This is a genomic window from Acinetobacter sp. LoGeW2-3 (genome assembly GCF_002688565.1).
In the GTDB taxonomy this organism is placed as follows: domain Bacteria; phylum Pseudomonadota; class Gammaproteobacteria; order Pseudomonadales; family Moraxellaceae; genus Acinetobacter.
Genome location: NZ_CP024011.1, coordinates 2,636,219 through 2,660,872, shown reverse-complemented (window position 1 = coordinate 2,660,872; position 24,654 = coordinate 2,636,219). Strand labels below are relative to the sequence as shown.

At 44.6% G+C, this 24,654-nt stretch carries 22 protein-coding genes; 3 read left to right on the top strand and 19 right to left on the bottom strand.

Translation table 11 applies throughout. The features are described from left to right. Window positions 1–52: 52 nt before the first annotated feature. The 4 genes from BS636_RS12875 to betI all read right to left on the bottom strand — a co-directional run bounded on the left by BS636_RS12875 (window position 53) and on the right by betI (window position 4,682). Window positions 53–823 carry a hypothetical protein gene (locus BS636_RS12875; protein WP_099339132.1) on the bottom strand — a complete coding sequence of 257 codons (771 nt, stop codon included), beginning with the start codon at window positions 821–823 and terminating at the stop codon, window positions 53–55. A 117-nt stretch (window positions 824–940) separates the two neighbouring features. Next, on the bottom strand, window positions 941–2,596 hold the full coding sequence (gene betA / locus BS636_RS12870; RefSeq protein WP_099339131.1) for a choline dehydrogenase: 1,656 nt from the start codon (window positions 2,594–2,596) through the stop codon (window positions 941–943). A 10-nt stretch (window positions 2,597–2,606) separates the two neighbouring features. Beyond that, a complete protein-coding gene (betB, locus tag BS636_RS12865; protein WP_099339130.1) occupies window positions 2,607–4,082 on the bottom strand; it encodes a betaine-aldehyde dehydrogenase in 1,476 nt (491 codons plus the stop codon). 21 nt (window positions 4,083–4,103) lie between these two features. Then, window positions 4,104–4,682: a transcriptional regulator BetI gene (gene betI, locus BS636_RS12860; protein ID WP_099339129.1), complete on the bottom strand. Its 579-nt coding sequence runs from the start codon at window positions 4,680–4,682 to the stop codon at window positions 4,104–4,106. Window positions 4,683–4,953: 271 nt separating this feature from the next. Here betI and BS636_RS12855 point away from each other — a divergent pair, with 271 nt between their 5' ends. Together BS636_RS12855 and BS636_RS12850 are read left to right on the top strand one after the other, a co-directional pair. Next, complete coding sequence (locus BS636_RS12855; protein ID WP_099339128.1) at window positions 4,954–6,990, top strand: choline transporter; 2,037 nt, start codon at window positions 4,954–4,956, stop codon at window positions 6,988–6,990. A 28-nt stretch (window positions 6,991–7,018) separates the two neighbouring features. Continuing rightward, window positions 7,019–7,627: a MarC family protein gene (locus tag BS636_RS12850; RefSeq protein ID WP_099339669.1), complete on the top strand. Its 609-nt coding sequence runs from the start codon at window positions 7,019–7,021 to the stop codon at window positions 7,625–7,627. Between the two features lie 8 nt (window positions 7,628–7,635). On the opposite strand, the gene BS636_RS12845 is transcribed toward BS636_RS12850, so the two are convergent. Continuing rightward, window positions 7,636–7,839 carry a hypothetical protein gene (locus BS636_RS12845; protein WP_034585199.1) on the bottom strand — a complete coding sequence of 68 codons (204 nt, stop codon included), beginning with the start codon at window positions 7,837–7,839 and terminating at the stop codon, window positions 7,636–7,638. 294 nt (window positions 7,840–8,133) lie between these two features. Between BS636_RS12845 and BS636_RS12840 the strand changes: the two genes are divergently transcribed. Next, a complete protein-coding gene (locus tag BS636_RS12840) occupies window positions 8,134–8,472 on the top strand; it encodes a P-II family nitrogen regulator (RefSeq protein ID WP_099339127.1) in 339 nt (112 codons plus the stop codon). Window positions 8,473–8,632: 160 nt separating this feature from the next. Here the strand turns inward: BS636_RS12840 and BS636_RS12835 are convergent, their stop codons facing one another. From BS636_RS12835 to nirB, 14 genes are all read right to left on the bottom strand, one after another. Then, on the bottom strand, window positions 8,633–8,836 hold the full coding sequence (locus BS636_RS12835; RefSeq protein WP_099339126.1) for a hypothetical protein: 204 nt from the start codon (window positions 8,834–8,836) through the stop codon (window positions 8,633–8,635). 271 nt (window positions 8,837–9,107) lie between these two features. Next, window positions 9,108–10,304, bottom strand: coding sequence for an MFS transporter (locus BS636_RS12830; RefSeq protein ID WP_099339125.1), 1,197 nt, complete (start codon window positions 10,302–10,304; stop codon window positions 9,108–9,110). Between the two features lie 101 nt (window positions 10,305–10,405). Further along, window positions 10,406–11,050: an ATP-binding cassette domain-containing protein gene (locus BS636_RS12825; protein ID WP_099339124.1), complete on the bottom strand. Its 645-nt coding sequence runs from the start codon at window positions 11,048–11,050 to the stop codon at window positions 10,406–10,408. Beyond that, window positions 11,050–11,736 (bottom strand): molybdate ABC transporter permease subunit, encoded by a 687-nt coding sequence (gene modB, locus BS636_RS12820; RefSeq protein ID WP_099339123.1) that lies wholly within the window; start codon window positions 11,734–11,736, stop codon window positions 11,050–11,052. The genes BS636_RS12825 and modB overlap by 1 nt, the downstream gene beginning before the upstream one ends. 12 nt (window positions 11,737–11,748) lie before the next feature. Beyond that, window positions 11,749–12,501 (bottom strand): molybdate ABC transporter substrate-binding protein, encoded by a 753-nt coding sequence (gene modA / locus BS636_RS12815; RefSeq protein WP_099339122.1) that lies wholly within the window; start codon window positions 12,499–12,501, stop codon window positions 11,749–11,751. 17 nt (window positions 12,502–12,518) lie between these two features. Beyond that, the gene (locus BS636_RS12810; RefSeq protein WP_099339121.1) at window positions 12,519–13,769 is read right to left on the bottom strand and encodes a molybdopterin molybdotransferase MoeA; all 1,251 of its coding nucleotides are present in this window, start codon (window positions 13,767–13,769) and stop codon (window positions 12,519–12,521) included. Further along, the gene (moaCB, locus tag BS636_RS12805; protein ID WP_099339120.1) at window positions 13,766–14,689 is read right to left on the bottom strand and encodes a bifunctional molybdenum cofactor biosynthesis protein MoaC/MoaB; all 924 of its coding nucleotides are present in this window, start codon (window positions 14,687–14,689) and stop codon (window positions 13,766–13,768) included. The genes BS636_RS12810 and moaCB overlap by 4 nt, the downstream gene beginning before the upstream one ends. A 44-nt stretch (window positions 14,690–14,733) precedes the next feature. Continuing rightward, window positions 14,734–15,300: a molybdenum cofactor biosynthesis protein MoaE gene (locus tag BS636_RS12800; protein WP_099339119.1), complete on the bottom strand. Its 567-nt coding sequence runs from the start codon at window positions 15,298–15,300 to the stop codon at window positions 14,734–14,736. Between the two features lies 1 nt (window position 15,301). Continuing rightward, window positions 15,302–15,568 carry a MoaD/ThiS family protein gene (locus tag BS636_RS12795; protein WP_099339118.1) on the bottom strand — a complete coding sequence of 89 codons (267 nt, stop codon included), beginning with the start codon at window positions 15,566–15,568 and terminating at the stop codon, window positions 15,302–15,304. Between the two features lies 1 nt (window position 15,569). Continuing rightward, window positions 15,570–16,631, bottom strand: coding sequence for a GTP 3',8-cyclase MoaA (gene moaA, locus BS636_RS12790; protein WP_099339117.1), 1,062 nt, complete (start codon window positions 16,629–16,631; stop codon window positions 15,570–15,572). A 227-nt stretch (window positions 16,632–16,858) separates the two neighbouring features. Continuing rightward, window positions 16,859–17,482, bottom strand: a complete 624-nt coding sequence (locus BS636_RS12785; RefSeq protein ID WP_099339116.1) for an NTP transferase domain-containing protein — start codon at window positions 17,480–17,482, stop codon at window positions 16,859–16,861. Beyond that, complete coding sequence (locus tag BS636_RS12780; protein WP_099339115.1) at window positions 17,482–20,259, bottom strand: nitrate reductase; 2,778 nt, start codon at window positions 20,257–20,259, stop codon at window positions 17,482–17,484. Before BS636_RS12780 ends, BS636_RS12785 begins: the two co-directional genes overlap by 1 nt. A 184-nt stretch (window positions 20,260–20,443) precedes the next feature. Continuing rightward, a complete protein-coding gene (nirD, locus tag BS636_RS12775) occupies window positions 20,444–22,054 on the bottom strand; it encodes a nitrite reductase small subunit NirD (protein WP_099339114.1) in 1,611 nt (536 codons plus the stop codon). Between the two features lie 23 nt (window positions 22,055–22,077). Continuing rightward, a complete protein-coding gene (gene nirB / locus BS636_RS12770; protein WP_099339113.1) occupies window positions 22,078–24,624 on the bottom strand; it encodes a nitrite reductase large subunit NirB in 2,547 nt (848 codons plus the stop codon). Window positions 24,625–24,654: the final 30 nt, after the last annotated feature.

Genomic DNA, 24,654 nt, shown 5'->3' with positions numbered 1-24,654 from the left:
GCGTAATTTTCTAAATGATTGGTGACTTTAATCCGGGTTGAAAGCCCATTGACTAGAAATCATAAGACAAGCCAAAGACAGCCAGATCACGCTGCTTATCCGCATAGCGGTCATAGCCGCCGAAAATGTATTCCCCGGATAGGCTCAACTTAGGTAACAGTACATAACTTAGCCCGGCAGAGGCATAACGGAAAGCATGATTCTTTTCGGTATCTCCCAGCTCACCACCTTCATATTTGCCTTCATCACGGAAATAACTTCCTGCAGCCGTTGCATTGGCAGTCAAGCGTTCATTCAGTTGATGACTTACATTTAGGGTATAAAAGGTATCGCCCTGATTTGCATAAGCTACGTCATAGAGATAGGTTGAAACACTGCCTGAAACTGTGGTTTTTTCATTTAACGCCCGACTGACATTCAAACCTAGCTCATTACCTGTGGTATTTTTCCCGCCTGGATAATAGTAGGTTGCATTCCACAGGTCGAAATCATAATTCTGGCTGCTATGCGTATATCCGAGCAGAAAGTCATGTTCGAATTTATCTGAACTGTGCTCTTTCCGGCCTTGGGCTTCAGCATAAGAATAGCCCAGCGTTGAGCCCCAATATCCTACATAGAAATTGCCATAAGCCACATTCAATCCAGCCTGAATCGCCAGATCATCATCTTCAGGTGCATTGGTCAAGCCACGAGACACATATTTGGAAACAACACTTAAATTACCACTGGTCGTGATCTGCTTGGATTCAGGCTCATATGCGAAAATGGACAGGCTACAAGCAGCCGTACACCCTAAAACTACAGCCTGTTTTAAAATCTTCATAAAATTATTAATTCGTTTTCTTCAAAATAAGTTTTGGCATTGCGATTTTTTGTTGAAACTGCAATAGCCCATGACAATGACTTTTCTTTAAATCTTTGTAATGCCGAGAATTTAAGATCAGGCATGTGCTGCTCGATAAAAAGGTGCATCAGAAGGTGCTAATGGTGTTTTGCCACGAATATGATCAGCTAGCTTTTCGGCAATCATAATAGTGGTGGCATTCAGGTTGCCGGTAATAATGAGCGGCATGATAGATGCATCGATGACACGTAGACCCTGCATTTCATGCACACGGCCGTAACCATCAACGACCGCCATATTATCTTCTCCCATTTTGCAGCTACAGGATGGATGGTAAGCAGTTTCTGCATGATTGCGCACGAATTCATTCAGTTCTGCGTCGCTCTGAAGATGTTTACCTGGACTAATTTCTTCACCGCGATAAGGATCAAGCGCTGGCTGATGCATAATTTCCCGGGTAATACGGATGGCATCACGGAATTCACGCCAATCCTGTTCGGCACTCATGTAGTTAAATAGAATACTTGGATGCTCAAATGGATCTTTGGATTTTAAGCGAACTCGACCTCGGGATGGCGAGCGCATGGAACCCACATGGGCTTGAAAACCGTGCTCATGAATGGCATTGGTCCCATTATAGTTAATCGCAACTGGCAGGAAGTGATACTGGATATTTGGCCAGTCAAATTCATCTGAAGAACGGATGAAGCCCCCTGCTTCAAACTGATTGCTGGCGCCAATTCCTTGGCCTAAAAACAGCCATTCAGCACCAATCATCGGCTGGTTATACCATTTCAATGCTGGATATAAGCTGACCGGTTTTTTGCACTTATATTGTAAGTACATTTCCAGATGATCTTGCAGGTTTTCACCCACACCGGGCAGATCTTGTACCACGGGAATATCCAGACTTTTTAATAACTCAGCCGGACCTACACCAGAACGTTGCAGAATTTGAGGAGATGCAATTGCACCGCCACATAACAGGACTTCACGATCCGCAAAGACCTGAATCGGCTGCAAGGTATTTTGACCTTCAAAATATTCCACACCGATTGCTTGATTGCGATTAAATAAAATCCGGTTGGTCATGGCATGGGTAATAATGGCGAGATTATCCCGACCTTTGGCCATATCCAGGTAACCACGTGCCGTACTAGATCGGCGACCTTGCGGTGTCACGGTACGATCCATCGGCCCGAAGCCTTCCTGCTGGTAGCCATTCAGATCATCGGTACGCGGATAACCCGCTTGTACTCCAGCTTCGACCATGGCATGGAACAGCTCATTATTACCATTCTTAGGTGTTGCAACTGAAACCGGGCCTGAATCGCCATGGTAGTCATTACCGCCAATATCACGAGTTTCAGCTTTTTTATAATACGGCAGACACTGCGCATAGTTCCAGTGTTCCAGGCCCTTGAAGCTGGCCCACTGTTCCAGATCCATAGCATTACCACGGATATAGCACATGCCATTAATCAGTGAAGATCCGCCCAGACCTTTACCACGACCGCATTCCATACGGCGATTATTCATATAGGGTTCAGGATCGGTCAGATAAGCCCAGTTATAACGACGCCCTTGCAACGGATAAGCCAAAGCAGCCGGCATCTGGGTTCTAAAATCCAAACGATAGTCCGGGCCACCGGCTTCAAGTAACAATACTTTGGTGTCAGGATCTTCCGTTAATCGTGCGGCCAGAACATTACCCGCAGAACCCGCACCGATAATAATATAGTCGTAATTCATCAAGTCCTCCTTATGCGCTAAATACAGACTGGAAAGGACTGAGTTCGACCTGAACCGATTTGGTCTGGGTGTATTGCTGCAAAGTGACTAGACCATTTTCACGACCAACACCCGAATGTTTATAACCACCGACAGGCATTTCTGCAGGTGATTCACCCCAGGTATTGATCCAGCAGATACCGGCTTCGACCTGATGAATAATTCGGTGTGCACGGGCTAAGTCTGGTGTGACGACACCTGCGGCCAGACCATAATCAGTATCATTGGCACGACGAATGGCTTCTTGCTCGGTGTCATAACTGAGGATGCTCATGACAGGACCGAAGATTTCTTCACGTACAATTGTCATGTCATCACGGCAGTCGGTAAATACGGTTGGCAGGACATAAGCCCCTTGGGCAAATTGTTCCTCTTCAGCACGGCCACCGCCACACAGTAAACGCGCACCTTCTTTCTTACCCTGCTCAATATAGCCCAGTACTTTTTCCATATGAGTGAAGCTGGAAACCGGACCGAAATTAGTTTCATAATCCAAAGGATCACCCATACGGATATAAGGAATACGCTGCAGAACTTTCTCTTCAAATTCTGCTTTTAATGCCAAAGGCACAAATACGCGAGTACCGTTGGTACACACCTGACCGGAACTATAAAAGTTAGCCATCATGGCAATGTCGGCTGCCAAATCCAGATCGGCATCTTCACAGATAATCAGCGGAGATTTCCCACCCAGCTCCATCGTGACTTCTTTTAGACTAGAATTTGCTGCTTGCGCCATAACTTTTTTGCCGGTGGAAACGCCACCAGTAAACGATACTTTGGCAATTTCAGGATGCGAAGTCAGATAACCACCAATTTCACCACTGCCGGTAACCACATTAAATACACCATGCGGTACACCAGCTTCAGTATAAATTTCTGCCAGTTTCAGCGCAGTTAAAGGCGTAACTTCACTGGCTTTGAAAATCATGGCATTGCCTGCAGCCAGTGCTGGTGCGGACTTCCATAAAGCAATTTGAATCGGATAATTCCATGCGCCAATTCCAGCGACGACACCCAAAGGTTCACGACGGGTATAGACAAAGGAGCTACTTCTCAGCGGGATTTGCTGGCCTTCAAGAACCGGTAGAATCCCAGCATAATATTCGAGGACATCGGCGCCCGTGGCGATATCCACGGTTGATGTTTCGCTAAAGGCTTTGCCACTGTCCAGACTTTCTATCTTTGCCAGTTCATCATTGCGTTCACGTAAAATGGCGACTGCCTTGTTCAAGATACGCGAACGTTGAATCGCCGTCATTTCTGCCCAGCCTTTCTGTCCTTGCTGTGCAGATTCAACCGCACGATCAATATCATTTTTTGAACATACCTGCACTTCAGCCAGGACTTCACCGGTGGCAGGGTTAATAGTTTGAAACGTGCTATTGGACGTTGCATCGACATATTGTCCATGGATATAAGGACGTTGCAGTTTAAATGTTGTCAATGGAATTCCCTCGCAGATTGGTTATTTGAGTTGTTGCCGGATATATTCACTACACAGTTCAATCGGCAGTTTTGGATCAATTTCGCCACTGATCAAAGCGCCCCTTAACCAGAAACCATCAATCAGGGCGGCCAGACCTTGTGCCGCTTTTTCAGCTTGATCTTTACCCAGTTTTTTCATGAATTCATGCTTTAAATTGGAATGCAGACGGTAGTGATTAATCTGTTGTAAACGATGTAACTCAGGCTGATGCAAGCTACTAGCCCAAAAAGCTAACCATACTTTCCTGGCCGCCTTATCTGTTTGCGGTGCAGCGAAGTTGCCACGCACAATAGCCAGCAAACGTTGTTCAGGCACATCGTCAACTTGCGACTGCATTTCCGCAACTGACTTACCTAACTGCTGCAATAAGTAACGCATTGTGGCTTCAATTAACCCATTTTTACCTTGAAAATAATGGCTTATGATGCCGGTTGAGACACCTGCTCTTTGGGCAATCTGAATAATTGAAGCATCTGCAAAACCTAGCTCATTCACTGCAGCTAAGGTGGCGTCGATCAGTTGCTGACGACGAATCGATTGCATACCAACTTTTGGCATAGGACTAACCTGAATAACGGATAAAGCAATAAACATTCATTTAGCTAAAGTAAATAGCTGAATGATGTAACAATTCATAAACGCTTTTTTTATTGAACGTTCAATTAATAAAAATTATAGTGCTAGCTCACCCTTGATGTACAGCGCAGTTTGTTTTGGATTTGCAAATGTTTGTAATTCACGAAAACAAGGAAGCTTTACGGCAGGCTTTTGCTTTTAAATCACACTGCACTGTAGATCATCCGGCAACAAAAACGATGGTCAGAGATTTATGCAAAAGAAAAACGAAGAGGTGCAAGATAGTCTGAATAAGGTAGTCTTTTATTGTTCGGCGACGCTTATTCTGCTGTTTTCTATCATCACGATTTTATTTAATGAACAAGCCAATCTAGTCATTATTAATATTTTAAACTGGGTGAGTAGTACTTTTAGCTGGTATTACCTGCTGGCGGCAACGCTGTATCTAGTTTTTATTGTCTTTATCGCCTGCTCACGTTATGGCGAAATCAAGCTTGGTCCAAAACATTCTAAACCCGAATTCAGCCTTCTGAGCTGGTCGGCCATGCTGTTCTCAGCCGGGATCGGGATTGACTTGATGTTCTTCTCGGTCGCTGAACCCCTGTCGCATTATATGAGTCCTCCAGTCGGTGAAGCTGAAACCTTTGAAGCCGCACGTCAGTCTATGGTCTGGACCCTGTTTCACTATGGTCTAACCGGCTGGAGCATGTATGCACTGATTGGGGTTGCGTTGGGTTATTTCAGTTATCGTTATAATTTACCGCTGACAATTCGCTCTGCGCTTTATCCTATTTTTGGAAAAAGAATTAATGGCCCGATTGGCCATACGGTAGATACAGCTGCGGTACTCGGTACGATTTTCGGTATTGCCACAACCTGTGGTATTGGTGTGGTTCAGCTGAACTACGGTCTGCATATCTTGTTTGGTTTACCAGAAAATATCTGGATACAAACGGCGTTAATCGCTGTTGCAGTCATTATTACCATTATTTCGGTCACTGCGGGTGTCAATAAAGGTATCCGGGTTTTATCCGAAATTAATATCTACGTATCAATTGGGTTGCTGCTCTTTATTCTCTTTATGGGAAATACCGAGTTTTTATTAGCGGCTTTAATTCAGAACTTTGGTGATTATCTCAGTCAGTTTCCGAAACTCTCTTTAAGCAGTTTCCCTTTTGAGCAGCCTAAAGAATGGATGAATAGCTGGACGCTGTTCTTCTGGGCATGGTGGATTGCCTGGTCGCCGTTTGTAGGTCTGTTCCTGGCACGTATTTCTCGTGGTCGTACCATTCGTGAATTTGTCACCGGGACTTTGGTTATTCCTCTGTTATTTACGCTGACCTGGTTGTCTATTTTCGGTAACAGTGCTTTATACAGCGTGATTTTTGATGGTAATACTCAGCTTGCGACAACTGTTTTAGAAAATCCAGCACATGGTTTTTATGACCTGCTGGCACAATATCCTGGCTTTATGTTTATTGCCGGTGTAGCCACAATCACAGGCTTGTTGTTCTATGTGACATCAGCGGATTCAGGAGCACTAGTATTGGGGAATTTTACCACTAAATTTACCAATATTGAGCATGACTCACCGCGCTGGCTAAGTGTGTTCTGGGCGATAGCAATTGGCCTGTTGACGCTAGCTATGCTAATGGCTAACGGTGTTACTGCCTTGCAAAATACCACGATTATCATGGGTCTGCCTTTTAGCTTCGTGATCTTCTTTGTGATGGCCGGTTTATATAAGTCCTTGCGACTTGAGGATTTCCGTCAGGCAAGTACCAGCATGAATGCTGCGCCTGTGGTCGGTAATGTCGATATCTTTAACTGGAAGAAACGTCTCAGCCGGGTCATGTTGCATCCAAGTCTGTCACAGACTCGGGCCATGCTGGATGAAGTATGTAAACCAGCCATAGAGGCTGTCGCGACCGAATTAATTGATAAAGGCATTCATGTGAACATTCAGGAAAGACCACTTGAGGAAGAACCTGAACTTTATCATCTGGATCTGACCATACAGCTGGATGAAGAAGAAAACTTTGTTTATGAAATTTGGCCAGTGCGTTATGCCACGCCAAACTTTAGTTCACGCGGCAAGCGGACCAAACGCTATTACTATCGCCTGGAAAGCTACCTGTTTGAAGGATCGCAGGGTAATGACCTGGTTGGTTATAGCAAGGAACAAGTGATTAATGACATCCTGGATAAATATGAACGCCATATGATGTATCTGCACATCAACCGGATCAGCCCAGGTAAACGTCCGCTTTTCCCGGATCGTGAGGTCTAGAATCACTCAACTAAGGAAGGACTGAATGATGTCAGAAAGTTTAAATGCTTTTGCCCTGTTTTTTTCGCTGCTCAATCCATTTTTGATGAGTATCTATATGCTCGGAATTATCCGTAATTCTGATGCAAAGGTCTTCAATATGGCATTAATTCAGGGTAGCCTGATCAGCTTTATTGTCTTCATCATTTTTGCCAAAACCGGCGAAGCTTTCTTTAATGAAGTGCTGCATGCCCGGTTTGAGTCCTTCCAGATTTTTGGCGGTATTATCTTTCTGGTGATTGGCTACCGTTATGTCTTTGAAGGTGCCGATACCATTGGGGTGATGCGAGGTGCGCCGAATCATCTGGCGGGTACGATTGCCATGCCTTTTATGATTGGCCCCGGGACTATTTCAGCCTCGGTTATTACTGGCGTACAGCTCAGTTTAATGCAGACTATCCTGGTGATTTTTTTCACTTTATTTTTGACCTGCAGCTTACTCATCTTAATGAAATATCTGCATGATCATTTGCAGCACAAATATTCCAATTATATTGACCTCTATGTCGATATCGTGGGTCGCGTCGCCGCACTGTTAATCGGTACGATTGCCATTGATATGATTGTAACGGGCGTCAGTGGAATTCTGGAAGGTTAATCCAATCTTTATAAAAGCCGTCTTAATTGTTTATTGCGCGTTACTAGTCCCAAGACTTTTCGGCGCGCCATAATATCTTCTTGGCTACATTTCAGCATTTCACTGAGCTGTTCAATCGGCAGATGATTATTTTCGATTAGGATAATATCCTGCTCACGTGTCCAATGTGCCGTGAGCAATTTAGCAGTTAATTTTTTGGTATTTACTCTCATTCATTTCAACATATCATCAAATATTAGATTTCAGTTTAAAAACACTCTAGTTCATGTGCTGTTGAAGTCTGGTAAATGAAAATTTGAGGTCCAAAGCTGACTTGCTTTAAGTAATATATAATCGTCCAAGACACGCTCATTTTAAAGTCTGATGATTTAATTTTTTTAGAATATGAAGTTGTAAAGCCACTACATAAATCCATTGAATTTCATATGAAGTGAAAAATAATAGCATTGCTTATTCTCCATCCATCCCCTATTTTTAAATTATTAAAAGAAGACGAGGAGATCGAGATGAAATTAATAACAGCAATTATTAAACCATTCAAACTCGATGACGTACGTACTGAGCTTTCTCATCAGGATATCCATGGTTTGACGGTCACTGAAGTCAAAGGAGTCGGACGCCAGAAGGGCCATTCTGAAATGTATCGTGGCGCTGAATATAGTGTTGAATTCCTTCCTAAAGTAAAAGTAGAAGTAGCCGTTCCAGATGAAAAAGTCGATCAAGTGATCGAAGGCATTCTTAAAGCGGCATGTACTGATAAAATTGGTGATGGCAAGATTTTTGTTACTCCGCTAGAACAGGTAGTACGAATCAGGACTAGTGAAACTGGCGTAGCAGCACTTTAAGATGTTTGTTTAAACGTAAAAATATATTTTCACTTAAGTGTGACGCAAGAAACGATATAAATAAATTTCAATTAGTGGTCTATAAATGATAAAAGCTCACTCATCTCATGATGTGGTGAGCTTTATTATGGATATACGAAAAACTAAATCGATTAAGTATTTAGTTTTGAATTTTAGCCTCGACAGCTTTTGCCTGTAGGACTTCACTATCTGCTACCGTTACTTTCTTTTTCTCCCGGTATTCTGCAGCTTTGGCAATATTCTTTTCAGCAAAATGCAAACCGCCCTCACCCGCTATACTGGCGGTCGTGAATATGAAAATGCTACCTAATAATGCGAGAGTAGATATTATTCTTACTTTCATCGCTCACCCTCCAACTTTGTACTACTGAATTGATTTTTTTACTTTATATCAAGCAATTATTATTCCAATTCTTAAATCTGATTATATTTTATTTACCACACTCTAGCATATTATTTACTCAGTAAAACAATGCAATATCAATCACATATTTTTATCTATTTCCCCCTTTATAAGATTTAGATGAAATAATAAAAAACCTCAAAGATGAGTGATCTTTGAGGTTTGAAAAAGGCGCTATTCTCAATTTTAAAGATAGCTTTTGATGCTATTTTTATTTTTGCGTCTTAGGAAGGAAAAAGCTTAATACACCCAATAATGGCAGGTATGAACACAACTGAAAGACCCATGCGATACTGGTATGATCTGCCACATAACCTAATCCAGCTGCTGCGATCCCGCTAATGCCAAACATTACCCCAAACATCAGTCCTGCAATCGTTCCAACGCGGCCTGGTACGGCTTCCTGAGCATAGACCACCATCGCCGAAAATGCTGAAGACAAAATCAGGCCGGCAAAAATTGAAAAGATACAAGTCCAGAATAAGTTGGCATACGGCATGAGTAAGGCAAATGGTGCCATGCCCAAGAAGGAAAACCAGATCACTGCATTTCGGCCAATCCGATCACCAATGGGTCCACCAAAGAAAGTGCCCATTGCTACGGCGCCTAAAAAGGCAAATAGATAGAGCTGTGCATCTCGAATTGAGATACCAAATTTATCAATAAGATAGAAAGTAAAATAGTTACTGATGCTCACCGTATAGGTAAACTTGGCGATCATCAGGATACCAATGACACCAAGCGCACGTACTAATGTGGTTCCCTGCAGTTTGGCCGCAGCTGCACCACCCATCTTTTTCAGTTGTGTCTGACTATTTGTAATGGTCCAGCGGCTGACCTTAAACAGGACAAATATCCCGAAAGCGGCAAACAGCATCAGCCATGCCGAGGATGCCTGTCCATTTGGAATAATAATCAGTGCAGCCAATAAAGGTCCTACCGCAGAACCACTATTACCCCCCACCTGAAAGGCTGATTGTGCAGTACCAAGCTTGCCACCGGAGGCCATACGTGCAACGCGAGAAGCTTCCGGATGAAAGGTCGAGGAACCAATCCCGATAATTGCAGCGGCAGCCAGCAACATTGCAAAACTCTGTGATAATGCTAACAGCAGAATCCCAAACAAAGTAAAGCCCATACCAATCGGTAAAAGATAAGGTTTTGGATATTTATCGGTATAGAAGCCGACCCAAGGTTGCAATAAAGAAGCCGTCAATTGGTACACAAGAGAAATTAAGCCGATCTGACCGAAACTTAGGTCATAGTTGGTTTTCAGCAAAGGATAGATCGCTGGCAAACAGGCTTGGATCAGGTCATTGAGAAAATGTGCAAGAGCAACAGCAAAGACTATAGGTAAAACCATTTTTGGGGCAGACCGTGTTATTTCGGCCTGTGTGGTATCAGTCATCTTCTTCCATGTAGCATCCGATAATGGCTGATGATTATACGCCAGCAAAATTATTTGAAATTTATTTTATTTTCTATTTTTTATCATTTTCAGATCAACCATTACGGTAAATTACTCAGCCGATGATCTTTTAATTCAATCATTTCTGCATCTAGCTGATCTAACTCCTCATGATGATGGGTCGCATAAATCATGGGTACTTGTATTTCATTCCTAATCCGAGTCAAAAAAGGCAAGATTTGCTGTTTCAGTTTGCTATCTAATCCTGTGAGTGGTTCATCAAGAAGCAGTAATTCAGGACTGGATAACAGTGCCCGTCCAATAGAAACACGCTGTGCTTCACCACCTGATAATTGTTGAACTCGGCGATGTAGCAGATGATCGATTTCCAGTATTTCGGTAATCTCATTTAAATGGAATTTTTCCTGTTCCAGTTTGCCCCAGTTTTTGGCATAGAGCAGGTTCTGTTGCACATTCATGTGTGGAAATAACATCGCTTGCTGAAATACCAAAGCGATTTTGCGCTGATGTCCTGGAAGATGAATTTTCTGGTTTGTATCTGTCAGGATCTGCTGATCTAAATGAATAAAGCCTGTTTGTGGTTGATAGAGTCCAAGTAGCAGTTTCAAGAAGGTCGTTTTACCTGCACCGGATGGCCCGATAATCCCCAATACTGACCGCTGCATCTGGATGGCTGCATCCAAACTAAAGTTTTTGTTTTGATAATGAAACTCACACTGCAGCATTAGCGCTCCTGAATTTTTCGCTGGTATTTCTGCATGATCCAGTAATTTGCCAGCAAGGCTACAAAAGCCAGCCCAAGAGACAACAATACCAGTCGCAACGCCATCTGCTCACTATCCGGTTGTTGTAACAATGAATAGATTGCAATGGGAATAGTTCGGGTTTCATCTGGAATATTGCCTACAAAAGTAATGGTGGCACCAAATTCACCCAGACTGCGGCTAAAACAGAGAATGCTACCAATCAGAATACCGGGGAAAGCCAGTGGCAGACTGATACTGCAGAAGGCTTTGAAGGGGTGAACCCCTAAGGAACTGGCGACCTGCTCCAGTTGTGGATTCATCATCTGAAAAGATAAACGGATGGGCTGTACCATAAGTGGGAAAGCCACGATCATCGCTGCTAGCACAGCTCCTTTCCAGTTAAATGCCAGTTGTATGCCCCACTGTTGCAACCACTGCCCGATCCAGCCATTGCCACCAAAAACGACCAATAGTAGATAGCCCAGCACCACAGGTGGCAATACCATCGGCATTTGCAGCAGTGCTTCCATAATATATTTTAGGCGAAACTCATAACGTGCCAGAACCCAAGCCAACAGAATAGCGAAAGGTAAACAGATCACTGTAGCAAAGCCAGCGACTTTGGCGGACAGATACAGTGCACTCAGTTCCTCTGGCGTTAGCATGCTGGGCCCATCCTAGAATCTAAAACCATAATGCTGGTAAATTTCTCTGGCTTTGGCATGATGACTCATAAAGCGCATCAGTTTCATAGCATCAGCATTTCGACTGCCGAATTGAGTCACTGCGATCGGATAAACGATCCGGCTATGACTATGCAGTGGAAAAATACCGGAAATTTTGACTTTCTTGCTTTGCAACGCATCGGTTTTATAAACGATCCCGGCCTGACATTCACCACGCTCGACCAAAGCCAAAGCTGCACGGGCATTGTCAGTTCCGACAATCCGGCCATTCAGGCTTTTTAGCCAGTTGAGTTTAGTTAAACTTTGCTTGGCGTATTTCCCAACTGGTACTGATTCCATTTGCCCGGTACATAAATGCCCCTGAAAGGATTGAGCGAAATTAAATTGGGGGCTGGCCTGGAATTTCTGCTTGGAATAAATGGGATTAATCAGGACCAGCTGATTGCTCAACAGAGGCTTGACCTGTGCTTTGACAATCTTCTGCTTGTTTACCAGATAATTCATCCAGTCCTGATCGGCCGAAAAGAAAATATCACTCGGTGCGCCCGCTTCAATCTGTCTTGCGAGGGTTGAAGAAGCCCCAAACACAGGGACAACTTTCACTTGGGGATGCTGTGTGACAAACAGCTGCACGATATCCGTCACGGCATTGGTCAGGCTAGCTGCGGCATAAACTCGTACCGTCCCAGCCTCAGCAACAGGTATTAGGCTGCATAACCCCAAAATGAAAAATATATTCTTCAAAACTGAACCAACGTAAATTAGATAAATAAGCCCTGTAATACTTGCCCTAACTGTATGTTTTGATTAGCTGGAATACGTACCAGGCAATTGGCCTGCATCAGGTTACTTAACATATGTGACTGTTGTTTTGGTAGGCTGGAGAGCTTCAATATTCCTGCTTCAAAGCTGGCGATCATACGTAATAAACGTTCCCTGCTATCCGCTTTCAGGTCATGACTAATTACCCCACTAAACCATGGTGGCAGTAGCTTCTTGCCCTGTAAAGCATCAATTAAAGTCGATACATAGATTTGCATACCGACATAGACTGCGCCCGGATTACCCGGCAGCCCTAGTAAATAACATGTGCCTTGCTCGGATCGTTCTGACTTAGCAAAAAACATCGGTTTGCCCGGTTTCTGTTTCACTTTCCAGAAGATTTGTTCAAAACCCAGTTTCAGTGCGACCGGACGGACAAAGTCATAATCGCCCACCGATACGCCACCTGTGGTCAGGATCAGGTCATATTGATCGCGTAGATTTGTAAATAAATCACTGACTGCCTGCTCTGTATCAGCTACGTGCAGAATATCGACTTGCTGGTTTCTGGACTGAAACCAGGCCTGAATCAAAGGCGCATTGGCATCAAAGATTTTTCCGGAATTTAAGTCTTCTACTGTTTCAGCGACTTCATCACCTGTAATGACGACTGCAATTTTAGGGTAGCGATAAACGGATACTTCATGCACGCCTGCCATACTTAAGGCAGCAATAGTCCCGACACTAAGCTGCTGCCCTCGGCTGACTAGACATTGTCCTATGGCAATTTCTTCACCGGCTTTACGGATATCGGCATCCAGTCGCAAAGCTTCAGTCAAAGTAATGGATGAACCGTGAAGCTGCACAATTTCCTGACGTGTGACTGTCGTGGTCTGCTTGGGGATTTTCGCACCAGTAAAAATACGTACGGCTTGCCCCGGTTGTAGTTCCAGATCAGCCACCTGCCCGGCACGGATTTCACCGATCAGCTCAAAAGTGCTGCCAGATGGCATATCTGTATCCATACAAATGGCATAGCCATCTACGGCACTTTGCGAAAACAACGGCAGCTGGATGTCAGAATAAATATCTTCAGCAACGAAGCGGTTCAATGCCTGACTGAGTGGCAGAGTTTCAGTACCGAGATGATCGGTATGATCCAGAATCATTTGCAAGGCTTGATCCACAGAAATCAGGCCAAGTTCACTGCCACAGGCGGAATGTACTGACGCCGTTACAGCATGGTTCATTGATAGCCTCTTGCATGTGGAATGTTTTTCTGTACATCAAACAGATGTACTAGTGCGGGCAAAATCGCGACAAGAGATTCTTTCGCTCCTTGGCGGCTACCTGGCAAGGTCAGCACCAGACTGTTTTCGATATAACCTGCAACTCCACGACTCAATGCTGCATACGGCGTACGGCGCTGACCAAAACCGCGAGCAGCTTCCATCAGTCCCGGAATTTCACGAGTTAATAATGGTTGAATAGTTTCTACGGTCAGGTCTTTTGGTCCAAGTCCAGTACCACCGACAGTCAGGATCAATGGATAATCATTTTTTTGCTGTTCAATGAGTGCTTTGAGTTGTTCAGGGCTGTCTGGAATCACCTGATACTGGATATAACCAAAATTGGCTTCTTCCAGAATGTCTACGACGTTTTGTCCAGCCGTATCCGCTTTCTTTCCAGAAGCCACGGTATCTGACAGCACAATCACTGAAGCGGGTAAAGGCTCTTTTAGAATACGAGTGAAATGGGATTTACCACCTTTTTTCTTCTCAAGTTTGATTTGATCCAGGCAAAGATCTTCAGGCTCACAATGTGGTTTCAGCATATCGTAAAGGGTTAAGCCGGCCAGACTGACAGCCGTTAGTGCTTCCATTTCAACCCCGGTTGGTCCAATGGTTTCTACTACTGCGGTAATGACCACATGCGCTTCTTCTAATTCATATTCCACATCGGCACGGTAAATTGGTAGTGGATGACACAGAGGAATCAGTTCATCAGTACGTTTGGCCCCTAATATTCCGGCAATACGCGCGGTTTTTAAGGCATCGCCTTTATCAGTATTGCCATTACGGAGCAGTTCGATGCAGTGTGGCGGCGCATGCAGGATCCCAGTGGCAATCGCGGTACGGTAACTTTCCGGCTTCATTCCTACATCTTTCATGGCTTATCCTTCGTGAATCTTTTCATTTTTACTCAAACTTTAATTTATAGCGGCCATTGATAAACAGGAATATCTGGCTGGATGACGTTCAGAGGCAATTGTTTCGATTTATGTGTATCCGTACAGGTATGGGTATGTGAGTGTTCAGCATGATGGTGATGCATTGCATCATGGTCACGACGGATACAGCAGCCTTCGACATATTGGCTGCTGCCATCCATATAGAATTCTTCTTTCCACACTGGTACTTCGTGTTTGACTCGTTCCACTGCTTCTTCACAGGCCTGAAAAGCTTCGCGGCGGTGTGGTGCATAGGCCATGGCAATAATTGCCGTATCACCAATATCTAGTGAACCAATCCGATGTACCACCCGAACATAGGACACACCATATTTGACCTGAATTTCCTGTTCAATCTGGCGAATCATCTTTTCAGCCACAGGCGCATAAGTCGTATATTTCAACGCTTTGACCGCTTTACCCTCATGATGGTTGCGTACCGTTCCTACAAAGATGCTGATACCACCGCATTCAGGAAAACTATGAATGCCATCAAAAACATCCTGTTGCAGGGGTGTATCCTGAATACGGGCAAACTGTTTTAGTTCCATCTCAACCCCCTGCTACTGGTGACAGCAGTACCAACGTACTGTCTCGGTTTAATTTGGTCTGGCGGGAAATAATGTCTTCACCAATGGCACAGGCACAGCGTTCTATCAAGTTGTAGGCTTCAGGAAAGGATTGCACGACTTTATGCAGTACATCTGCCACCAGACTGTCAGCCTGACATTGCACGGTTAAGTGTTGAGGCAACTGACGCTCGATCGCACCGAAAGATTCGATTTTGACGGTGATCGATGATTGAAGTTCTGTAGTCATCTTAGCCTCCTATCATATGCATACTGATTTTTCGGAAATTCGGATTGGATTTAGGTTCTGGATTGAGCTGTTTTTGCTGGGCTTGGATGGCATGAAAACCAGCAGCTTTGTTCCAGATATAGGGTTGTAGCTGTTGTTGCAGGAATTGTTCTGCTGATGATGATTGTTGTCGTAACTGCTGAATACTGTCTTTCAGTTTTAGGCCTTGAGTTGAAAATAGGCAGTTAAAAAATTCACCTTGAGCATTTAGCCGCAGTCGGTCACAGCTGCCACAGAATGAATTAGTAATCGTAGAAATAATCCCGATCGGCATACCATCAATCTTATAAGTCCGTGCTGGATTAGCGCCTTGGCGCTGTCCAATCTTGACTTCAAATTCTGTGGCCAATTGATCCAGAATGTCCTGCTCACTAACCACATGATCACGTGACCAGTTCTGGTCACCATCGAGTGGCATAAATTCAATAAAACGCAGTTCGACGTTTTCGCGTTTGGCCCAGTGCGCCAACGGCAGAATCTGGTTGTCATTAATGCCTTTAATCAGCACGGTATTAATCTTGATTGAAAATCCAGCTTGCTGTGCAACTTGGATGCCTTCTAAGACAGGCTGTAGTTTTTTTGCGGTTAACTGTTCGAATTGTTCAGTATCCAGACTATCTAGGCTGATATTCAGATCATCCAGTCCAGCCTGTTTGAGCTCTGCTGCATATTGTTTGAGATAATGACCATTCGTGGTCATGGAAATACGTTTTAGGCCTATGTTTTTCAGTTGTTGTAATTCGGCAATAAAATGCACCACGCCTTGGCGCATTAATGGTTCGCCACCGGTAATTCGGATCTGCTCGATACCACGGCGAACCATGAATTCACAAAAATGATAGAGTTCTTCAAAACTGAGTAAATCGTGCTTTTTCATCCATTCCGGATGTTCTGGCATGCAATAAACACATTTAAAATTACAGCGATCCGTCACGGAAATACGCAGTTTGCGCTTGCTACGACCAAACTGGTCCTGAAATACTGGAACCAGTTCGGTTTGCTGTAAGGGGTGAATGCGGTTCATTACATGTTCCATTAGGCAGGATCATTCACTGTGTTTTTAAGCAAGTGTTTTACTGATCTACGCCCTATTAAATTGCGATTTCTTTAAGGTTGATTTGCAATAAGTGTTCCACTTTTGCGCAGAAAACAGAGTTTTTTAATATTTAAGTGCGATTTATTGAAATTTAAGCAAAATAGTTGTTTTAAACAGGTTTCTTGCCCTGCTTTTAAGCACCACCTCATTCACATTTAGAGAAAATGTAATTGTTGATGCTGCTGCAACTCCTCAAAAGAGTTAATACTGTGAAAAAACAGTGCGTGATTCTTAAATCTCGCCATCTGCATGTGCATTTGGGCAAAACATTGCTTTAAACTGCGCTGATTTTGTTCAATCTGCTGAACTAGCGTTGGCAAACTGCTCCGTTTCAGCAAGCAGAACGGATACAGTGCAGTGCCATTAATTTCCACCACAGCCACTTCACAAAGCGGATTACGCTGAATGGCCTGGTGTAATCTGGAAATGACTTTTTTCGGGATATACGTCACGTCGCATGGTATAAACAGCACATAGTCGGATTGTACATAGGACCAGGCGCTTTTCATGCCCATCAGTGGACCCTGAAAGCCGGGTTCATCATCCTGAAAATATTGGATGGATGGAATAATACGTTCATAAATGGAATGATCCCGGTGGCTGTTGATCCAGACCTGACCAACGCGTGATCTGAGCTGCTGGTGAATCTTGATCAGCTGAATTTCATCATCAAACTTTTGCAGCAGTTTGTTGATGCCATTCATACGGCGCGCCTGGCCTCCGGCCAGGATCACGAGATCGGTAGGTGGATAATTAATATTCTTATGGATTCTTTTCATTATACGGACTCCGTCTGGCAGGCTTTAATCAAGCCGCGAATTTCAGGTAAGCAGGAACCGCAATTGCCGCCGGCTTTTAGACATGCGGTTACTTGTTTTTCGTTGGTGATATTTTTTTCTTTTATGGTTTGGATGATGCGATTTTTGCCGACTTTAAAACAGCCACATACTAATGGGCCCTCATTATTACGCATTGAAATGGTCTGACCAGCCAGCAAAGCCTTACGGTGCATGGCACTCAGACGTTCGCGCTGGAACAGACCAGATAACCAGTCGCGATCAGGTAACAATGCTTTCGGTGCGATATACAGACTGGCAATCAGCTTGCCATCCTGCAACACCACACTATGACTAATATGTGCAGTCTGGTCATCCAGATTCAGCCATTCAAAATCTTCTTCAGTAAATGGCAACAGACTTTTCAGTTGCTCAGTCGTGGTGCTGAATTTCTGACGATCCGCGATTTCATAACGTGTCGCACGAACCGCTTTGACCTTGGTCCACCAGATACTCTTGTCTATAAATGGCTGTATATGACTTTCAAAGCCTTCACGTACATACAGCACGCCCTGCCACTGGATATGGAATGGCTGAATCAGCACTGGCGTATGCTTGAATTCGGGCTCTCCAGAAATGGCATCGACTACTGGATTCACCAGCTTGCCAATACGCGCATCGGATGAGACCTGATCATTCCAGTGAATGGGTGCAAAAACCTGACCACGGCGAATATTTTCACTGACTTGGGCACGTAAAACACATAGGCCCCATTCCGAGCGCACTTCGACCAGTTCGCCATCTTGAACCCCATATTTCAGTGCATCATTTGGATGAATTTCGCAGTAAGGTTCAGCGCGATGCGTGCTGAGATTTGCAGATAAACCGGTACGGCTCATGGTATGCCACTGATCCCGAATCCGGCCGGTATTCAAAATTAAAGGATATTCACTGGAAACCTGATTCACCGGATCAATCGCTGTGGTGGCAATAAACTTGGCTTTGCCATCTGCATGACTGAATTGGCCTTGAGCAAATAACCGGGCAACAGATTTCGCATCTTGCTGCTTATCCCAGACTGGCCATTGCACCGGATCCAGTTCGTCATATTCTTCTGCAGTTAAATTGCTTAAGCCTTGCAGGTTGAAATAACGGAAATATGGGGTGTCTGTACGTTTAGGCAGTTCGGCATTCTGATAGGCAGAAAGCCCTGCATGCTCCTTAAAGATTTCATAACTATTCTGGAAATCGAAACTGCTAAAGCCCATGTGTTTTGCTACTTGAGCAATGGCCCACCAGTCGGCTTTGGCTTCACCCGGTGCATCCAAAAACGCATGCTGACGTGAAATACGACGTTCTGAATTGGTCACGGTGCCCTCTTTTTCACCCCAACCTAAAGCGGGTAACAAGACATCAGCATATTGTGTGGTATCCGTGTCCTGACAGATATCAGACACTACTACGAATTCACATTTGTCCAGGGCGCGTTTGACCTGATCTGCATCTGGCAAGCTGACCACCGGATTGGTGGCCATAATCCAGATCGCCTTGATCTTGCCGCTTTCAACCGCCTGGAAAAGATCCACTGCTTTTAAACCCACCTGCGTCGCAATGGTCGGGCTTTGCCAGAAGCTTTGTACCAGCTGCTGATGTCCCGGATTCTCTAAATCCAGATGTGCAGCCAGCATATTGGCCAAGCCACCGACTTCACGGCCGCCCATCGCATTTGGCTGACCGGTCATGGAAAATGGTGCTGCACCGAGTTTGCCGATTTTACCGGTGAGCAAATGACAGTTGATAATACTGTTGGCTTTATCGACGCCACGTGATGACTGGTTTATGCCCATGGAGAACAACGTCATTACTTTGTCAGTCTGTGCAAATTTTTCAAAGAATTGAGTGAGTTTAACTGCTGAAATACCGGTACGTGCAGCTACATCCTCAATTGAAGCTTCACTAGAACTGCTCGCTAAAGCCTGTTCCAGCCCTTGGGTATGTGCGGCAATAAATGCATCATCGACGTAACCATGCTGATGCAAGTACTGTAATAAGCCATTAAACAGCGCCACATCCTGACCCGGCAGAATTGGCAGATGCAGGTCTGCTGCTTCACAGGTGCTGGTGAAGCGCGGATCTACTACAATCACAAACAGGTCGCGCTGTTCCTTGGCTTTCATAATGCGCTGATACAGCACCGGATGGCACCAAGCGGTATTGGAACCGACCAGTACCACCATATCGGTATGTTCAAAATCTTCGTAGCTGGCTGGAACCAGATCTTCACCAAAAGCTCGTTTATGTGCAGCAACAGCCGAAGACATACACAGACGTGAATTGGTATCAATATTCGCCGTACCAAGATAGCCTTTAACGAATTTATTCACCACGTAATAATCTTCGGTCAGCAACTGACCTGAGACATAAAACGCGATACTGTCTCGGCCATATTGATCGATGCATTGCTGGAATTTATTGGCAATGGTCGAAACTGCAGTACTCCAGCTAGTGACTTCACGCTGATCTTTACGACCCAGCATTGGATGCAATAAACGGGTTTCCAGTCCTAAAGTATCTGCCAGATTACTACCTTTAATGCACAGCTTGCCGAAATTGGAAGGATGGTTGGCATCGCCTTCAACAGTCACTTTCGGGCCTGATGTGGTCGGTGTTACATGTGCAGTCACACCACAACCCACGCCGCAATATGGACAGGTGGTTTGAGTCGTCATCGTTTTTAATTCTGTGGAGCTATGCAGTTCCACCACTGGGATACTATTCATTGCTGCTGTGCTCCTAAATTATCTAAGTTCACTTATCTCGCCAAATCTATAATGTCTAGCTTTTATAAGTTTGATTTAAATTTTTTCTTGGTATAAAAGCTTTAATCCTCCCCAACCCTCCTTTGTTAAAGGAGGGAGGTTCCCCTCTTTTTAAAGAGGGGTTAGGAGAGATTTATGTGATGAATTACCCTGCTTTCTTTAATGCAAAATCCCGACCAAACAGCAGTTTATTTCGAATCGAAGTGATCGGTGTCTGATCTGCAATCAGCTCGGCATACCAGGCACCGTCTTCCGTATCACCAAACAGCACCGCACCAATTACTTTATCCTTTTGAATAATAATGCGTTTATAGATCTGACGTTTCTCGTCATTCAGTACGATATCTTCAAAATCATCTTTTGGTTCGAAGTCACCTGCTGAGAACACATCACAACCACTCACTTTCAGCTGGGTCGGAACGGTTGGTGCTTTAAAGGTCAGGCTGCCATGCTCGGCCAGATGTGATGCACAAATGAACGCCTGGCCCCAAAGTGGTTCAACCAGACCAAAAGTTTGCCCACGATGCTCGATACATTCACCCACCGCATAAATACTTGGGTCAAAAGTCTGCATGGTGTCATTCACCAGCACACCGCGGTTACAACGCAGACCGGCACTTTGCGCCAATGCGATATTTGGACGAATACCCACAGCAAAGACCACTAGATCGGCATCCAGTACCGTGCCATCTTTGAGTTTGACCTGAGTCACATGTCCATCTGCACCAATTAAGCATTCGGTATTCGCTTCAGTCAGAATGGTGATGCCCTTCTGTTCAATCGCAGTTTTCAGCATCTGGCTGGCTTTGCTGTCCAGCTGACGATCCATAATGCGATCCATCAGATGCAATACTGTGACATTCATGCCTTGCTGTTTCAGGCCATAAGCAGCTTCCAGGCCCAGTAAACCACCTCCAATCACCACGGCATTTTTCTTGGTTTTGCAGTAGTCCAGCATATTGTTCACGTCATAAATGTCGCGGAAGCTGAGGACACCTTTTAAGTCGCTACCTGGAATAGGCGGAACAAATGGCTTGGAACCTGTCGCCAGAATCAAACGGTCATAACTGATCACTTCGCCTTTTTCGGTATAAACCTGCTTACGCGGACGGTCGATACGAACCGCCGGATCACCAGCAATTAGACGAATACCTTTATCGGCATACCAAGCATGTGGATGCAGCATAATGTCATCAATGGTTTTTTCACCAGAAAGCACTGGCGACAGCATGATACGGTTGTAGTTGCCCCAAGGCTCTTCACCAATCACGGTAATTTCATAACGATCTGGTGCCATATCCAGCAGATCTTCCAGACAGCGCATGCCGGCTAAACCATTACCCACCAATACCAATTTCATTTTTTCCGGTGAAACGCCGTTGTTGGTAATATAGGTTTTTTGTGGCACTGGGCTAATGAACACCTTGCCATTTTCAATTTTGTTTGGAAATACCAGTAGTTTTTGATCTTTATCTTCCAGGCAGCGGCCAGTCGCCAGACTGAAATGCTGCTTGTAAATTGGTGAAGCGACAACACGCTCGCCTTGCAGATCACCAATGATGCCGCGTGACATCACAAATGCTTTGCTAAACGGATCCTGGTTACTGAGTGCATAAATACGTTTTTCTGAACCCACACGGAAGATCGCAATTTGCTGATCTTCCACCAAGGCTGCAACACCAGTATTAGGCGTGATGTCATCCAGTGCACACACTTCAACCCAATTCAGTTCATTCATATCTTTAAACATTGTCATATTCTTGCTCCTTTATCTTTGAATTAAGCTTCAACCACTGGAATACGGCTGGCATCACGTTCAACCTCAGTTTTTGGACGGATCTGTCCGCGCACTTGTGCAAACTGAATATGAGGATCGTTTTGCTGTTCAGCTTTGGCATTGATAAAGGTTTTAAAGCGTTTACGCACTTCAGGATCTTCAATCGCAGTACGCCATTCGTCCTGATAGGTACCCACCACATGCTCCATACGGCGTTCTAATTCCGCTGCCAAACCCAGTGAGTCATTTACCACGACATCTTTCAGGTAATCCAAGCCACCTTCGAGGTTGTCACGCCATACCGAAGTACGTTGCAGACGATCAGCTGTCTGGATATAGAACATGAAGAAACGGTCGATATAGCGGATCAGGGTTTGAGTATCTAGGTCAGAAGCCAGCAGTTCAGCATGACGTGGTTTCATACCACCATTACCGCAAACATATAGGTTCCAGCCTTTTTCAGTCGCGATCACGCCAACGTCTTTACTTTGTGCTTCGGCACACTCACGAGTACAGCCAGACACGGCCATTTTCAGTTTGTGCGGAGAACGCAGGCCTTTGTAGCGGTTTTCCAGATAGATCGCCAAGCCCACAGAATCATCCACACCGTAACGGCACCAGGTACTACCCACACAGGATTTAACCGTACGTAGTGATTTACCGTAAGCATGCCCCGATTCAAAACCGGCATTGATCAGTTTTTCCCAGATTTCTGGCAATTGATGCACTTGCGCACCAAACATATCGACACGCTGGCCCCCAGTCAGTTTGGTATATAGACCATATTCTTTGGCAATTTGACCAATTGCAATCAGACCTTCTGGTGTCACTTCACCACCTGCCATACGAGGCACAACTGAGTACGAACCATCTTTTTGGATATTCCCCAGGTAATAGTCATTACTATCTTGCAGCCCAGCATGACTTGGTTTCAGTACAAAGTCGTTCCAGCAAGATGCCAAGATATTTGCCACAGTCGGTTTACAGATATCACAGCCCATACCATGGCCATGTTGATAAATCAGGTCATCAAAAGTTTTGATCTCATTAACACGAACCAAGTGATATAGCTCTTGGCGTGAATAAGCAAAGTGTTCGCAAAGATGGTTATTTACAGTTACACCTTGGCGTTGTAATTCAGACTTCAATACTTGAGTGACTAAAGGTGCACAACCACCACATGCAGTAGCTGCTTTGGTGCATTTTTTCAGAGCGCCTAGTGAAGTTGAACCATCGGCAATCGCTGAACAGATATCCGCTTTAGATACGTTATTACATGAACAGATCGTTGCGCTGTCTGGGAGCAGATCTACACCGCTACCGCCTGCTTTTGCAGTCGCTTGATCAAAGCCCGGCATGATCAGGCTTTCTGGATTTTCTGGTACTTCCAAACCATTCAGCATCATTTGTAGCAGGTCGTTATATTCTTTGGCACAACCCACCAGCACTGCACCCAGCAGTTTGGTCTTTTCAGCATTAACTACGATTTTTTTGTAAACCTGAGCCGCTTCATCTGCATAGAAGTAGCTTAGTGAACCTGGCGTCATCGCATGTGCATCACCCACTGATGCAACATCTACACCCATGAGTTTCAGCTTGGTGCTCATGTCTGCGCCAGCAAATGCTGCACATTCTTCTTGCAGTACATGTTTCGCAGCAATACGTGCCATATCATAGCCTGGCGCAACCAGACCGAAGATTTTGTTATTCCATAGCGCACATTCACCAATCGCGTAAATATCTGGATTAGAAGTTTGGCAATAATCATTGATCATGATCCCGCCACGTTCACCAATTGCCAGGCCGCTTTGACGTGCCAGCTCATCACGTGGACGGATTCCCGCAGAGAACAGGATGATGTCGGTTTCCAGTTCAGCGCCATCACCAAACTTCATCACATGTTTGGCATTTGTGCCATCTTCAATAGATGAGGTTGCTTTTTGGGTATGAACTTTTACACCCAGATTTTCAATTTTGCTGCGTAATACTTTGCCGCCCAGGTCATCGATCTGTACTGCCATTAAGCGTGGTGCAAACTCAACCACGTGAGTTTCCAGGTTCAGGTCACGTAGTGCTTTAGCTGCTTCTAGGCCCAGTAAGCCACCGCCAATTACGACGCCAGTTTTAGAATTCAGGCTTGCTGCACGGATTGCATCCAGATCTTCAATAGTACGGTAAACAAAGCAATTTTCACGATTATTACCCGGAATCGGTGGAACGAAAGCATATGAACCCGTTGCCAGAATCAACTTGTCATAAGTTAACTCTTCACCATGTTGTGTCGTAACAGTGCGAGTCACCTGGTTAATAGACACTGCTTTAGTGCCTAGACGCAGGTCAATACCATAAGCATCCGCAAAGTCCGAACGGCATAGGGTTAAGTCTTTGGCTGATTTACCACTGAAGTATTCGGTTAAATGAACGCGGTCATATGCCAGACGTGGTTCTTCAGCCAGAATAGTGATTTCAACATCATCGCCCGCCTGTTCAAGTACAGATTCGATAAATTTGTGGCCCACCATGCCATGACCAATCATGATAATTTTCATATGTTTACTTCCTACTAATTTTAAAATATT

What these genes read in the sequence shown, in the direction of transcription:
- BS636_RS12875 (WP_099339132.1), bottom strand. Translation starts at nt 823, where the DNA reads ATGAAGATTTTAAAACAGGCTGTAGTTTTAGGGTGTACGGCTGCTTGT.
- betA (WP_099339131.1), bottom strand. Translation starts at nt 2,596, where the DNA reads ATGAATTACGACTATATTATTATCGGTGCGGGTTCTGCGGGTAATGTT.
- betI (WP_099339129.1), bottom strand. Translation starts at nt 4,682, where the DNA reads ATGCCAAAAGTTGGTATGCAATCGATTCGTCGTCAGCAACTGATCGAC.
- BS636_RS12855 (WP_099339128.1), top strand. Translation starts at nt 4,954, where the DNA reads ATGCAAAAGAAAAACGAAGAGGTGCAAGATAGTCTGAATAAGGTAGTC.
- BS636_RS12850 (WP_099339669.1), top strand. Translation starts at nt 7,019, where the DNA reads ATGTCAGAAAGTTTAAATGCTTTTGCCCTGTTTTTTTCGCTGCTCAAT.
- BS636_RS12845 (WP_034585199.1), bottom strand. Translation starts at nt 7,839, where the DNA reads ATGAGAGTAAATACCAAAAAATTAACTGCTAAATTGCTCACGGCACAT.
- BS636_RS12840 (WP_099339127.1), top strand. Translation starts at nt 8,134, where the DNA reads ATGAAATTAATAACAGCAATTATTAAACCATTCAAACTCGATGACGTA.
- BS636_RS12835 (WP_099339126.1), bottom strand. Translation starts at nt 8,836, where the DNA reads ATGAAAGTAAGAATAATATCTACTCTCGCATTATTAGGTAGCATTTTC.
- BS636_RS12830 (WP_099339125.1), bottom strand. Translation starts at nt 10,304, where the DNA reads ATGACTGATACCACACAGGCCGAAATAACACGGTCTGCCCCAAAAATG.
- BS636_RS12825 (WP_099339124.1), bottom strand. Translation starts at nt 11,050, where the DNA reads ATGCTGCAGTGTGAGTTTCATTATCAAAACAAAAACTTTAGTTTGGAT.
- modB (WP_099339123.1), bottom strand. Translation starts at nt 11,736, where the DNA reads ATGCTAACGCCAGAGGAACTGAGTGCACTGTATCTGTCCGCCAAAGTC.
- BS636_RS12810 (WP_099339121.1), bottom strand. Translation starts at nt 13,769, where the DNA reads ATGAACCATGCTGTAACGGCGTCAGTACATTCCGCCTGTGGCAGTGAA.
- moaCB (WP_099339120.1), bottom strand. Translation starts at nt 14,689, where the DNA reads ATGAAAGATGTAGGAATGAAGCCGGAAAGTTACCGTACCGCGATTGCC.
- BS636_RS12800 (WP_099339119.1), bottom strand. Translation starts at nt 15,300, where the DNA reads ATGGAACTAAAACAGTTTGCCCGTATTCAGGATACACCCCTGCAACAG.
- BS636_RS12795 (WP_099339118.1), bottom strand. Translation starts at nt 15,568, where the DNA reads ATGACTACAGAACTTCAATCATCGATCACCGTCAAAATCGAATCTTTC.
- moaA (WP_099339117.1), bottom strand. Translation starts at nt 16,631, where the DNA reads ATGAACCGCATTCACCCCTTACAGCAAACCGAACTGGTTCCAGTATTT.
- BS636_RS12785 (WP_099339116.1), bottom strand. Translation starts at nt 17,482, where the DNA reads ATGAAAAGAATCCATAAGAATATTAATTATCCACCTACCGATCTCGTG.
- BS636_RS12780 (WP_099339115.1), bottom strand. Translation starts at nt 20,259, where the DNA reads ATGAATAGTATCCCAGTGGTGGAACTGCATAGCTCCACAGAATTAAAA.
- nirD (WP_099339114.1), bottom strand. Translation starts at nt 22,054, where the DNA reads ATGACAATGTTTAAAGATATGAATGAACTGAATTGGGTTGAAGTGTGT.
- nirB (WP_099339113.1), bottom strand. Translation starts at nt 24,624, where the DNA reads ATGAAAATTATCATGATTGGTCATGGCATGGTGGGCCACAAATTTATC.